The following is a 13,178-nucleotide window of genomic DNA, read 5'->3' as shown; positions in this document are numbered from 1 at the left end:
CTACACTAAAGCACACGATCCCTGAAAATAAGGTTGAAAATGAATATTCATACATATAGATTGAATATTAATTCAGATAATTTATCGCTACCCGGAGTGATGTATGAGTAAGCTGTATCAGCGCCATTTCCTGAGACTGTTAGATTTTACCCCTGCCGAACTGAATGAACTGGTGCAACTGGCCGCCCGGCTAAAGCAGGATAAGAAGCAGGGCAAAGAGTCCCCGTCTCTGCAAGGTAAGAACATCGCGCTCATCTTCGAAAAAGATTCGACCCGTACCCGTTGCTCTTTCGAAGTTGCCGCTTACGATCAGGGAGCCAGAGTTACCTGGCTGGGTGCCAGCGGCAACCAGATTGGCCATAAAGAATCGATTAAAGATACTGCCCGTGTACTGGGCCGCATGTATGACGGCATCCAGTACCGTGGATATGAGCAGGAAATTGTTGAAACACTGGCAGAATATGCCGGTGTCCCGGTATGGAACGGACTGACCACTGAATTTCACCCGACCCAGCTGCTGGCCGATCTGCTGACGATGCAGGAGCATCTGCCAGGCAAAGCCTGGACAGACATGACGCTGGTGTACGTCGGTGATGCCCGTAACAATATGGGCAACAGTATGCTGGAAGCGGCAGCACTGACCGGTCTGGATTTACGCCTGGTGGCACCAAAAGCCTGCTGGCCGGAAGAGGCCCTGGTCGAAGAGTGTCGCCACGCAGCACAAAAGACCGGCGGTAAAATCACGCTGACAGAATCTATCGAAGACGGCGTCAAAGGCGCTGACTTTATCTATACGGATGTCTGGGTGTCGATGGGCGAACCCAAAGAAACCTGGGCCGAACGGATTGCTCTGCTCAGCCCTTATCAGGTGAACGCACAGATGCTGTCACTGACCGGCAACCCTGACGTCAAATTCCTGCACTGTCTGCCTGCGTTCCATGATGATCAGACCAGCATGGGTAAACAAATGGCTGAGCAATACGGTTTCAGCTCAGGGATTGAAGTCACTAACGATGTGTTTGAATCAGAGCACAGTGTTGTCTTTGATCAGGCCGAAAACCGGATGCATACCATTAAAGCGGTGATGGTAGCTACGCTGGGCCAGCAATAACCCGCTGAACAGACGGGCGACGGGATTTACCGTGGTCCGTTCTTTTTTATGATCTTCTGAGTTGATCAACGCATAATTATTTTTTTCCTCCCTGTTTCTTTCTCAACATTTCGTGAATACTATTCATTACTCCTGCATAACCTGAACATTACAGACTTATCCAGGGTGGATAACGAGTTGTTTATTAAAACATAATTTTAAATATCCTCTTCTGATCATAAATATAAAAAACAATTCTTCCGGAAAAGAACGAATAACTATTCCACTGACGTCCCGCGAGAAAAAATAATCACTCTGAAAAATGCATTATTATTCACCCCACAAAATTAAGTCATTATTATTCAAACAGATAGAATAAATAAGCTTTAAAACACATCCCCTTATTCATACCCATATCAATATTTACTCCTGTTTAATGAATATATTTTCATTTTATAAAAACAGAAAAAACACTAATTAATGACGTGAATCATAAACAGGTTAACCAGTGACGGTTCGCTGTTTTTATTTGATTTTCATCACATCTCCCCCCTCTCTGTTTGATTATTTTCTGGATGTTTTCAGTATCAGCACCGGATAATTTTTCCGGTTACGCTGGGTATTTCCACCGATAAGGAGTATCTATGGAAAGGCATTATGTCGGTTCAGAGATTGGCACATTACGCAGCGTTCTGCTGCATCGTCCGAACCTTAGCCTGCAACGGCTGACTCCGGAAAATTGTCAGGATTTATTATTTGATGATGTATTAGACGTCGAACGGGCCGGAAAAGAACATGACCGCTTTGCCGCAGTCCTGCGGGCACAGGGGGTGGAAGTATTATTATTGACCGATTTACTGACCCGGACACTGGATGTTCCTGAAGCAAAACGCTGGTTATTGCAGCAACAGATTTCCGACTACCGCTTAGGCCCGGGCTTTGCTGAAGAGATCCGCAACTGGCTGGGTCAGATGTCTCACCGGGAGCTTGCCCGTCATCTGACCGGGGGACTGACCCGGGATGAAGTCCCTCAGGAAATCTGCAGTATTACCGGTCGCAGTAGCACGACGGATGACTTTATTACCCGCCCTTTGCCCAACCATTTATTTACCCGCGATACCTCATGCTGGATTTATCAGGGGGTCAGCATTAATCCGATGGCAAAAATTGCCAGACAGCGTGAAACCTATAATCTGCGGGCTATCTATCGCTGGCACCCGGCCTTTGCGGGTGGTGACTTTATTAAATATTACGGTGATGAAGATCGTCACTATGACCATGCCACACTGGAAGGTGGCGATGTGCTGGTGGCAGGTCGTGGCAGTGTCCTTATCGGTCTTTCAGAACGTACCACGGCTCAGGGAATCGAATTTCTGGCTCTCTCCCTCTTCCGTCACCATCAGGCAAAACGCGTGGTCGTTATGGAGCTACCGAAACAACGCTCCTGTATGCATCTCGACACCGTGATGACCCACCTGGATATCGACACTTTCTCCGTCTATCCGCAAATCATTAATACCGGCATGCCTTGCTGGATCTTAACGCCTGACGGTAAAGGCGGCTTAATCCGTACAGCAGAAGCGAATTACCTTATCGCGCTGGAAAAAGCCCTGGAGATCGATCAGGTACGGGTGATCACTACCGGCGGCGACCGTTTTGAAGCAGAACGGGAGCAATGGAACGATGCCAACAATGTCCTCACCCTGCGTCCGGGCGTCGTCGTCAGCTACGAGCGTAATTTACGGACCAATGAAAAGTATGACCAGGCCGGGATCACTGTACTGCCAATTGCCGGTGATGAACTCGGACGTGGCCGTGGCGGAGCAAGGTGTATGAGCTGCCCGCTGGAAAGAGACGGGATCTGAATAACAAGGAGAAAAACAGATGGAGAAAAAACCTGTTCTGGTCGTAGCGCTTGGTGGTAATGCACTCCTTAAACGGGGTGAACCACTGGAAGCCGGTATTCAGCAGCAAAATATTCTTATTGCTGCCGGTGTCATTGCTCGTCTGACCGATGAGTGGCGGGTGGTTCTGGTGCACGGCAACGGCCCGCAGGTCGGCCTGCTTGCCTTACAGAATGCGGCGTATTCTGACGTCGCACCCTATCCGCTGGATATTCTGGTCGCAGAAAGTCAGGGAATGGTGGGGTATATGCTGCAACAGGCATTGCGGAATGCACTGCCCTCTCAGGAAGTCACGACCTTGCTGACCCGGGTGACCGTGGATCCCGCTGATCCGGCGTTTCAGGACCCGTGTAAATATATAGGCCCGGTCTATACCTCCGTGCAGGCCGCTGACCTGGCCGCTGAAAAGGGATGGCGTATCAAGCAGGACGGGACAGGTTTTCGCCGCGTCGTGCCCTCGCCTGCCCCTCTGGCTATTTCGGAAAGCGCGGCCATCCATACCTTATTGCAGCATGATCATCTGGTCATCTGCAATGGCGGCGGAGGGATCCCTGTGGTGCAAACAGGGCAGACAATGGCAGGCTGCGAAGCGGTGATCGATAAAGATCTTTCTGCTGCCCTGCTCGCCACTCAGCTACAGGCCGATGCACTGTTGATCCTGACCGATGCAGATGCCGTCTACCGGGACTGGGGAACACCCTCTCAGGAGGCTATCGGGCAGGTCACCGTCAGTTCGCTGGCAGGCACCCGGTTTGATGCCGGTTCCATGGGGCCGAAAGTGGATGCCTGCTGTCAGTTTGTCAGAACCTGTGGCGGGTATGCCGGTATCGGTTCTCTGCAGGACGGCGGCAGGATCCTCAGCGGACAGAAAGGAACGCTGATCATTCCGGGCTGATGCCCCGCTTTACTCCCTGCTGTCTGCCTTCATCCGGCAGACAGTCTTCCCCTGAAAATAAGGATATTCACTATGTCAGTCACATTGAAAAACCGTCACTTCCTGAAACTGCTGGATTATAGCGCCGATGAAATTCATTACCTGCTGACGCTGGCCCGTCAGCTTAAACATGACAAACATTGTGGTCAGGAACGTCCCCGGCTGACCGGTAAAAATATCGCGCTGATCTTCGAAAAGAGTTCCACCCGCACCCGCTGTGCGTTTGAAGTCGCGGCTTTCGACCAGGGAGCACAGGTCACTTATCTGGGGCCTTCCGGTTCCCAGATTGGCCACAAAGAATCGATGAAAGACACGGCCCGGGTTCTGGGGCGTATGTATGACGGTATCGAGTACCGCGGGTTTGGGCAGAAGATAGTCGAAGAACTGGCAGATAATGCCGGCGTACCGGTCTGGAACGGCCTGACCGATGAGTTCCATCCCACCCAGATCCTGGCGGATTTAATGACCATGCTGGAACATGCGCCCGGCCGGTCGCTTAACTCGTTACGGTTTGCTTATCTGGGCGATGCCCGCAACAACATGGGGAATTCCCTGATGGCCGGCGCGGCCATTATGGGTATGGATATTCGTCTGGTCGCTCCGCGGGCTTTCTGGCCGGACGAAGCACTGGTCAGCCGGTGTCGTCACATTGCAGCCACCAGCGGCGCCCGTATCACTCTTACCGAATCGGTGGCTGAGGGTGTGAAAGATGTCGACTTTCTCTACACCGATGTCTGGGTATCGATGGGTGAACCGAAAGAGGCCTGGGCGGAGCGTGTCAGCCTGATGACTCCCTACCAGGTCAATCAGCAGGTGGTTGAAGCTACCGGCAATCCGCAGGTGAAATTTATGCACTGTCTGCCCGCGTTCCATAACGAACAAACGACGGTCGGGCGGGAAATCGAAGAGACTTTCGGACTGAAAGGGCTGGAAGTCAGTGAGGAGGTTTTTGAGTCTGCCCGGTCGATTGTTTTCGATGAAGCAGAAAACCGTATGCACACGATTAAAGCCGTGATGGTGGCAACCCTGGCCGATTAACTGACCGAACGCAGGTACGGCTTGTCCGGCGTACCTGCAGGGAGAGTGACATGAAAAAACTTAAATTCCCTTCTGCATATACCATTCTGTTCGGGCTGATTATTCTGGTGGCCGGACTGAGCTGGATAATTCCCGCCGGTCAGTACCGGATGGAGATGAATCCCCGTCTGGAGCAGGAAGTCCCTGTCGCCGGAACCTATCATACCGTCGCCTCCAACCCTCAGGGGATCACCGATATTTTTCTGGCACCGATAGACGGGCTTTGGGATCACAAGACAGGGGAAGCCGGTGCCATTGATGTTGCACTCTTTATTCTCATCATTGGTGGCTTTCTGGGAGTCACCAATAAAACCGGGGCGATCGATGCCGGGATCCAGCGAGTCATGTTACGACTGAAGGGAAAAGAAGAGTGGATGATCCCTATTCTGATGGGGCTGTTCGCGCTGGGCGGCACTATCTACGGGATGGCAGAAGAATCCCTGCCATTTTACTCTCTGCTGGTCCCGGTCATGATGGCCGCCGGTTTTGATCCGCTGGTCGCCGCATCTACCGTATTGCTGGGGGCCGGTATCGGCACGCTGGGGTCCACCATCAACCCGTTTGCTACCGTGATTGCCTCTAACGCCGCAGGAATACCGTTCACTGACGGGATTATGCTGCGGGTGGCGATGCTGGTCAGCGGCTGGTTGCTGTGTGTGTGGTGGGTACGCCGCTATGCACTCAGGATCCGCAAAGACCCCGGGCTCTCCATCGTTGCCGACCAGGCTGACGAAAACCGCCGCTACTTTCTGTCTCAGCAGACCGGAGAGAGTCTGGAATTCACTCTGAAACGGAAGATCATTCTGGTGCTGTTCGCGGTGGCGTTTGTCATTATGATTTACGGTGTCGCGGTACAGGGCTGGTGGATGGGAGAAATTTCCGCCATGTTCCTCGCGGCGGCCATTCTTGTGGCTCTGGTGGCAGGTATGAGTGAAGAAACCTTCACTACCACCTTTATCGACGGGGCTCGCGATCTGCTGGGAGTCGCGCTGATTATCGGTATCGCCCGCGGCATTGTCGTGATCATGGATAATGGCATGATCACCCATACTCTGCTGAACGCTGCAGAGCATATGGTCAGCGGCTTACCGGCGGTCATCTTTATCAACGTCACCTGGCTTATTGAAGTGGTGCTGTCCTTTCTGGTGCCATCGTCTTCCGGACTGGCGGTACTGAGTATGCCGGTACTGGCTCCTCTGGCCGACTTCACAGGCACCGGGCGCGAGATAGTCGTCAGTGCCTATCAGTCAGCTTCCGGGCTGGTTAACCTGATAACACCGACGTCAGCGGTGGTCATGGGCGGGCTGGCGATTGCCAGAGTACCTTATGTCCGTTACCTGAAATGGGTCGCACCGTTGATGGTGATCCTTGTGATACTGAATATAGTCCTGCTCAGTGTCTCTGCGTTACTATAACTGACAAAGGCCCCTGACTCAGTGGACGCCAGCCAGGGCGCTGTCACTGCCGCCGACGTCCGGTCCGGGGCCATCCCCGGCTGACAATGGAGATGTCATTATGCCTGTTCTCACCCCCGCCAGTCAGAAAGAACTCAGACAGCTGGCCCTCTGCCAGCGGTTGATTATGCAAAACAGTTATCTTTCCCAGGAAGCCTTGCGCCGTGATCTGAAACGTAACGGCTATGCCCTGATAAGCCAGTCAACCGTGTCGCGTTTACTGAAAATGCTCGGTGCTATCAAAATCCGTAATGGCCGGGGGCAACGGATCTATACCCTTAACCCCCTGTTGCAGTTAGCGCCGCGCGCCAGCAGAACCATTGCAGAGATGGTGATCGATATTGTCTGCAACAATGAATTTATTCTGATCCATACGGCCGCAGGTTATGGCCGTGCAGTCGCACGGATCCTTGATTGTCAGGACCTGGCCCCGGTAATGGGCGTGGTCGCCGGCAGCGATAATGTCTGGATTGCGCCCCGACAGTGCAGGCAGATTTCTGCGCTTTATGAGGAAATCTGTACTCTGCTGAAGGTTCCCTGAATCATCGCTACCGGCCCTGCATTTTATGCCGGCTTCTCTTGTCAGGAATTCTGTGGCCGGTATAATGCGCGAAAATTTTCCGGGAAATCGCATGCCACAGATCATGACACAACATGAGATCCGTACCTGCCCGAACGCAGGTGGCAGCCCGTTTTTTTCCCGCATCAATGTCTATTTCATAAAAAAAGCCCCTGTTTCAGGGGCTTTTTTTTGCCTGTCATCTGCTCGTGCCGAGGATATTACTTATGGCTAACCCCCTCTATCGAAAAAATATTATCTCCATTAATGACCTGAACCGTGATGAGCTGGAGCTGGTTTTAGAGACTGCTGCACGGCTGAAGGCATCGCCGCAACCAGAGCTGCTGAAGCATAAGGTGATTGCCAGCTGTTTTTTTGAGGCATCGACACGTACCCGCCTCTCTTTTGAAACGGCTATCCACCGGCTGGGGGCTTCCGTGGTCGGTTTTTCTGACGGCGGTAATACTTCACTGGGCAAAAAAGGAGAAACGCTGGCCGATACGATTTCCGTCATCAGCACCTATGTGGATGCCATCGTGATGCGTCACCCGCAGGAAGGTGCCGCCAGGCTGGCCACCGAATTCGCCGGTGATATCCCGGTACTGAATGCCGGCGATGGTGCAAACCAGCACCCGACTCAGACCCTGCTCGATCTGTTCACCATCAGTGAAACACAGCAACGGCTGGATAATCTGAATATTGCCATGGTGGGCGACCTGAAATATGGCCGGACCGTCCATTCCCTGACTCAGGCCCTCTCTAAATTCGACAATAACCGTTTCTTCTTTATTGCGCCGGAAGCCCTGACCATGCCTGCGTATATTACGGATCTGCTCGACGAAAAAGGCATTACCTGGTCGCGCCACGCCTCTATTGAGGAAGTGATCCCGCAGACGGATATTTTATATATGACCCGTGTCCAGAAAGAGCGCCTGGACCCTTCCGAATATGCCAACGTAAAGGCACAGTTTATCCTGCGGGCGGCCGACCTGACCGGTGCCCGTGAGACGATGAAGGTGCTGCATCCTTTGCCCCGCGTGGATGAAATTGATACCGATGTCGATTCGACGCCCTATGCCTGGTACTTCCGCCAGGCCGGGAATGGTATCTATGCCCGCCAGGCATTACTGGCTCTGGTGTTAAATAAAGAACTCACTGCATAACGGGGGAACAGAAAGATGACTCAGGATAATAAATTACAGGTTGAAGCCATCAAATGCGGTACTGTCATTGACCATATTCCGGCCCGTGTCGGCTTCCGGTTACTTTCATTGTTCCGCCTGACAGAAACCGATCAGCGGATTACCATTGGTCTTAACCTGCCTTCCGGTGAAATGCAGCAGAAAGATCTGATTAAAATCGAAAATACCTTTCTGACAGAGGAACAGATCAACCAGCTGGCGCTTTATGCTCCTCATGCCACCGTCAACCGTATCGACAACTATGATGTCGTCGCCAAAAGAGTGCCGGAATTACCTGACAGAATAGAGCGGGTACTGAGTTGCCCGAACAGTAACTGCATCAGCCATAACGAACCGGTCAGCTCATCATTTACGGTACGTCAGCGGCCACAGGACATTATGCTGACCTGCAAATACTGTGAAAAAGAATTTGCCCGTCATGTCGTCATGGGGCACTGGTAATCATCACTCACCCTTTTATAATGGGGATGCATCCGCCTGAGGGCTGAGTCGTCCTCGTATATTCATTAAGGAGAAGTTATGTCCCGCGTCATCAGTACCGAAAATGCACCGGCTGCTATCGGCCCGTATGTACAGGCTGTCGATCTCGGCAATATGATCATTACTTCCGGCCAGATCCCGGTTGATCCAAAAACCGGTGATGTTCCTGAGGATGTTACTGCTCAGACCCGCCAGTCTCTGGCAAACGTCAAAGCTATTATCGAAGAAGCCGGACTGACCGTTGGCGATATCGTAAAAACCACCGTCTTCGTCAAAGACTTAAACGATTTCACCACCGTCAATGCCGCGTATGAAGCCTTCTTTACTGAAAATCAGTCCGGCTTTCCTGCGCGCTCTTGCGTGGAAGTCGCTCGTCTGCCAAAAGACGTAAAAATTGAAATTGAAGCGATTGCCGTCCGTCGCTGATACCGATAGCGGCTCCTCCGGGAGCCGCTTCCGCACTTTATTTCTCCCCTATGCTGCCTTCACTACCGTCCTGACACCTTCATTTGCCTTTTTAAGCTTCTTTGTTCTGAATCAAACTCCAATCACTTATTTCACTGAAAATACTACATATAGTGCTTAGAATTATATCTAACACTATATATAGGTGATCTTGATGGATACTATCGTTGTAAAACGGGATGGTTGCAAAGTACCCTTCTGCCGGCAGCGCATCGTGGATGCCATCCGGGCCGCAGCCAGTGCCGCCGGAGTGACCGATCCCGCGTATTGTGAGCAGATGGCCGACCAGGTCTGTGCAGAGTTACTGCAAAACCCGGAGCTGGATATCAGCCGGATACAGCAGGTGGCAGAAGATACGCTGATGACAGGTCCGTGGCCGGATGTGGCCCGCAGCTATATTGAATATCGTCATGACAGAGATACCCGTCGCGAACAGCGCAGCCAGCTCTACCGGGAGATCCGCGGGCTGATTGAACAGACGAATACGTCTCTGCTGAACGAAAATGCGAATAAAGACAGTAAAGTGATCCCGACGCAGCGGGATTTACTGGCAGGGATCGTCGCCAGACATTATGCGCGGCAGCATATTTTACCGGCCCGGGTGATGAAGGCGCATGACCGCGGAGAAATCCATTTTCACGACCTGGACTACTCTCCGTTCTTCCCGATGTTCAATTGCATGCTGATTGACCTGGAAGGAATGCTGACCCGGGGATTTAAAATGGGTAATGCCGAAATTGCGCCGCCCAAATCCATTGCCACGGCAACCGCAGTGACCGCACAAATCATCGCTCAGGTCGCCAGCCATATTTATGGCGGTACCACGATTAATCGTATTGATGAAGTCCTCGCGCCCTATGTGGAAGCCAGCCTGCAACGTCACCGTGATACGGGCCGGGAATGGCAGGTTGCCGATGTTGAAGCCTATGCCGAGGCCCGGACACGTAAAGAGTGTTATGACGCGTTTCAGGCACTGGAATATGAAGTGAATACCCTGCACACCGCGAACGGCCAGACGCCGTTTGTGACTTTCGGTTTCGGACTGGGGACATCTGCTGCCTCCCGCATGATCCAGACCTCGATTCTGCAAAACCGCATCGCCGGGCTGGGTAAAAACCATAAAACGGCGGTGTTCCCGAAACTGGTATTCGCCATCCGCGACGGGATCAACCACCGGCCCGGAGACTGTAACTACGATATTAAACAACTGGCGCTGGAATGTGCCAGCCAGCGGATGTACCCGGATATTCTGAATTACGACCAGGTAGTAAAAATTACCGGGTCTTTTAAGACCCCGATGGGCTGCCGCAGTTTTCTGGGCGTTTATGAGGAAGAAGGCCGGCAGATCCACGAAGGACGGAACAATATCGGTGTGGTCAGTCTGAACCTCCCGCGGATCGCTCTGGAAGCGGCAGGCGATGAGACGCGCTTTTGGTCATTGCTCGATGAACGCCTGGAGATCGCCCGGCAGGCGTTACTGACCCGTATCCACCGGCTGGAGGATACCTGTGCCAGAGTTGCGCCGATCCTGTATATGGAAGGGGCCTGTGGTGTCCGCCTCAATGCGGATGACAACGTCGGCAAGATATTCCGGAACGGCCGGGCCTCGATCTCACTGGGCTTTATCGGCCTGCATGAAACGATTAACGCGCTGAAAGGTCAGCAGCAGCATCTGTTTGACTCCGCAGAGTTGCAGCAGACCGCCCTGGCGATTGTCAGCCGGTTACGCGCGGCGACCGACTTATGGAAGGCTGAGACCGGTTACGGGTTCAGTCTTTACAGCACGCCGAGTGAAAACCTGTGCGATCGTTTCTGCCGGCTGGATGCTGCTGAATTTGGTGTGGTTCCGGGAGTCACCGATAAGGGCTATTACACCAACAGTTTCCATCTGGATGTGGAAAAGGCCGCCAATCCTTACGATAAAATTGATTTTGAATCTCCCTATCCGGCTCTCTCTGACGGTGGTTTCATCTGCTATGGTGAGTATCCGAACCTGCGCCATAATCTGAAAGCCCTGGAAGATGTCTGGGACTACAGCTATTCCCGTATCCCTTATTACGGCACCAATACCCCGATCGATGAGTGCTATGACTGTGGTTTTAAAGGCGAGTTTAACTGTACCAGCAAAGGATTTACCTGCCCGCAATGCGGTAATCATGAGCCGGCCAGAGTCTCTGTGACCCGGCGAGTGTGCGGTTACCTGGGCAGTCCCGATGCCCGCCCCTTTAATCACGGAAAACAGGAAGAAGTCAGACGCCGGGTAAAACATATGCCCGACGGGCTGGCCTGATCATGACATGAATTATCATCGCTACTATCCGCTGGATGTGGTCAACGGACCGGGAACCCGCTGCACTCTGTTTGTCGCGGGCTGTGAACATCATTGCCGGGGATGCTATAACCAGTCCACATGGCGGGTGGATTCCGGCCAGCCGTTTACCCGTCAGGAGGAAGACAGGATCATCGCGGATCTTAACGACACACGCATCCCGCGCCAGGGATTATCCTTATCCGGCGGCGATCCGCTCCACCCGGCCAATGTCACTGCCGTGTTACAACTGGTGAAGCGCGTCGTCAGTGAATGTCCGGAAAAGGATATCTGGCTGTGGACCGGATACCATTTTCAATGGCTGACCGCTGCCCAGCGCGAAGTCACGCGGCACATTCACGTGCTGGTGGATGGTCCCTTCATCGAATCTGAAAAGGATCTGTCACTCAAATGGCGCGGTAGCCGGAATCAACGGATCTGGTATCTGCGTCAGGCCCGGGAGCCCTGATTGCCCGGGCCGTCAGAGGAGCTTTCAGCGCACACCTTCCCTGCGGGATAGCGGTTTTGCGGCGTTGGAACGGGAGTTAAGGTAATTACCGCACGGAATTTCGACATATTTATGCAGAAGCAAGCCACAGAACACACTGACAATGATCGCCAGCACCAGTAACAGTACAGCTTCCGGCGTAGTGTATTTCTCTCCGCCGATCCAGCGGTTAAGCAGCATCAGGAGGGTAAAGTGGATCATATAAAACCCGAAGGAAATATCGCCCAGCCATTGCATCACCGGCCAGTTCAGGAATGAGGTCTTCCCCTGAATATCGCTGACCGCCAGCGAGCCCAGCAATAAAACCAGCGGCAGTAACATCACGAGATTAAAGCTGAACTGGAAAGGAACATATAAATCAATAATATAACTCAGCACCACCAGCGAAAAACTCACGCCGGTACTGATGCGGATAAAATAGCCTTCAAGAATAATTCTGGACAATACCAGGCCGATAACAAATTCAAAAATCCGGGTGATCGGTAATGTATAGGAAAGCCAGAACTGAATTTCACCGATCGGAAAAGGCCAGCCGGAGAGCAGTGGTTCATTATGCGTAAAGTAGTAGATGACGGACTGGCTGATAATCATCCCGGCATAGCAGAGAAAAACGGTGGTCCAGAGTTTATCTGCCGGCAGTGCTTTTACCCAGCGGAACACGACCGGGAAAAGCAGATAAAACAGAACAATGGCCCCGAGAAACCAGCTGGGGGTATTCCCGCCGATATAATTCTCTACCCTCGGGATCCAGGCCTGCACCAGCAGGACGTTAGGTACCCAAATATCCGGACGATGGATGCTGACCACACCACAAAGTAATGCTATCAGCATGACGACCACGTTCATCGGATAGATTTTCGCCAGGCGCCGCCGGTAAAAGCGCAGAGGGTGATCGACCGGGCGGGATGACCAGCCCATCACAAAACCGCTGAGAATAAAAAACAGGGAAACGCTGACCCAGCCTGAAATGCTAAAGATAAAGGAATATACGTCACTGACACGTGGGCTGGCAAAGGGTGCCAGTATGGCGTTGAGTGAAGAGTGGAAAAAGAATACTCCGATGGCTGCAATAAAGCGGATACCGTTCAGGGAGGTCAGGTTGGGTAACATGCCCTTTTCGTTACGCTGAACAATATGGTGTGCAGTAGATGGCTGAGATGAGTGTATCGGCAATGTCTCATTGTGCATATATCCCCC

12 protein-coding genes are annotated in these 13,178 nt (G+C 52.4%); 11 read left to right on the top strand and 1 reads right to left on the bottom strand.

Going from position 1 to position 13,178, the window contains the following annotated elements:
* The first annotated feature begins 103 nt into the window (after nucleotides 1-103).
* The 11 genes from argF (CG67_RS15750) (at nucleotide 104) to nrdG (ending at nucleotide 11,942) form a co-directional block, all read left to right on the top strand.
* Complete coding sequence (gene argF, locus CG67_RS15750) at nucleotides 104-1,111, top strand: ornithine carbamoyltransferase (RefSeq protein ID WP_025903892.1); 1,008 nt, start codon at nucleotides 104-106, stop codon at nucleotides 1,109-1,111.
* 623 nt (nucleotides 1,112-1,734) lie between these two features.
* The gene (gene arcA / locus CG67_RS15745; RefSeq protein WP_025903891.1) at nucleotides 1,735-2,955 is read left to right on the top strand and encodes an arginine deiminase; all 1,221 of its coding nucleotides are present in this window, start codon (nucleotides 1,735-1,737) and stop codon (nucleotides 2,953-2,955) included.
* Between the two features lie 19 nt (nucleotides 2,956-2,974).
* Complete coding sequence (gene arcC, locus CG67_RS15740) at nucleotides 2,975-3,889, top strand: carbamate kinase (protein ID WP_025903890.1); 915 nt, start codon at nucleotides 2,975-2,977, stop codon at nucleotides 3,887-3,889.
* Nucleotides 3,890-3,961: 72 nt separating this feature from the next.
* Nucleotides 3,962-4,966: an ornithine carbamoyltransferase gene (argF, locus tag CG67_RS15735; RefSeq protein ID WP_025903889.1), complete on the top strand. Its 1,005-nt coding sequence runs from the start codon at nucleotides 3,962-3,964 to the stop codon at nucleotides 4,964-4,966.
* A gap of 50 nt (nucleotides 4,967-5,016) precedes the next feature.
* Nucleotides 5,017-6,420, top strand: coding sequence for a YfcC family protein (locus CG67_RS15730; protein WP_025903888.1), 1,404 nt, complete (start codon nucleotides 5,017-5,019; stop codon nucleotides 6,418-6,420).
* 100 nt (nucleotides 6,421-6,520) lie between these two features.
* The gene (locus CG67_RS15725) at nucleotides 6,521-7,000 is read left to right on the top strand and encodes an arginine repressor (protein ID WP_025903887.1); all 480 of its coding nucleotides are present in this window, start codon (nucleotides 6,521-6,523) and stop codon (nucleotides 6,998-7,000) included.
* 245 nt (nucleotides 7,001-7,245) lie between these two features.
* On the top strand, nucleotides 7,246-8,181 hold the full coding sequence (gene pyrB, locus CG67_RS15715; protein WP_025903885.1) for an aspartate carbamoyltransferase: 936 nt from the start codon (nucleotides 7,246-7,248) through the stop codon (nucleotides 8,179-8,181).
* A gap of 15 nt (nucleotides 8,182-8,196) precedes the next feature.
* Nucleotides 8,197-8,661 (top strand): aspartate carbamoyltransferase regulatory subunit, encoded by a 465-nt coding sequence (gene pyrI / locus CG67_RS15710; RefSeq protein WP_025903884.1) that lies wholly within the window; start codon nucleotides 8,197-8,199, stop codon nucleotides 8,659-8,661.
* A gap of 78 nt (nucleotides 8,662-8,739) precedes the next feature.
* Entirely contained in the window at nucleotides 8,740-9,126 is a 387-nt protein-coding gene (gene ridA / locus CG67_RS15705; RefSeq protein WP_025903883.1) for a 2-iminobutanoate/2-iminopropanoate deaminase, read from the top strand.
* 193 nt (nucleotides 9,127-9,319) lie between these two features.
* Nucleotides 9,320-11,455, top strand: coding sequence for an anaerobic ribonucleoside-triphosphate reductase (nrdD, locus tag CG67_RS15700; protein WP_025903882.1), 2,136 nt, complete (start codon nucleotides 9,320-9,322; stop codon nucleotides 11,453-11,455).
* Nucleotides 11,456-11,462: 7 nt separating this feature from the next.
* Nucleotides 11,463-11,942: an anaerobic ribonucleoside-triphosphate reductase-activating protein gene (nrdG, locus tag CG67_RS15695; RefSeq protein WP_025903881.1), complete on the top strand. Its 480-nt coding sequence runs from the start codon at nucleotides 11,463-11,465 to the stop codon at nucleotides 11,940-11,942.
* Between the two features lie 24 nt (nucleotides 11,943-11,966).
* Here nrdG and CG67_RS15690 read toward each other — a convergent pair whose 3' ends face one another.
* Nucleotides 11,967-13,169, bottom strand: coding sequence for an acyltransferase (locus tag CG67_RS15690; RefSeq protein ID WP_051546424.1), 1,203 nt, complete (start codon nucleotides 13,167-13,169; stop codon nucleotides 11,967-11,969).
* Nucleotides 13,170-13,178 lie beyond the last annotated feature (9 nt).

The organism is Tatumella sp. UCD-D_suzukii, assembly GCF_000611875.2.
GTDB lineage: Bacteria > Pseudomonadota > Gammaproteobacteria > Enterobacterales > Enterobacteriaceae > Tatumella > Tatumella ptyseos.
This window is presented reverse-complemented; position numbering and strand designations above follow the sequence as displayed.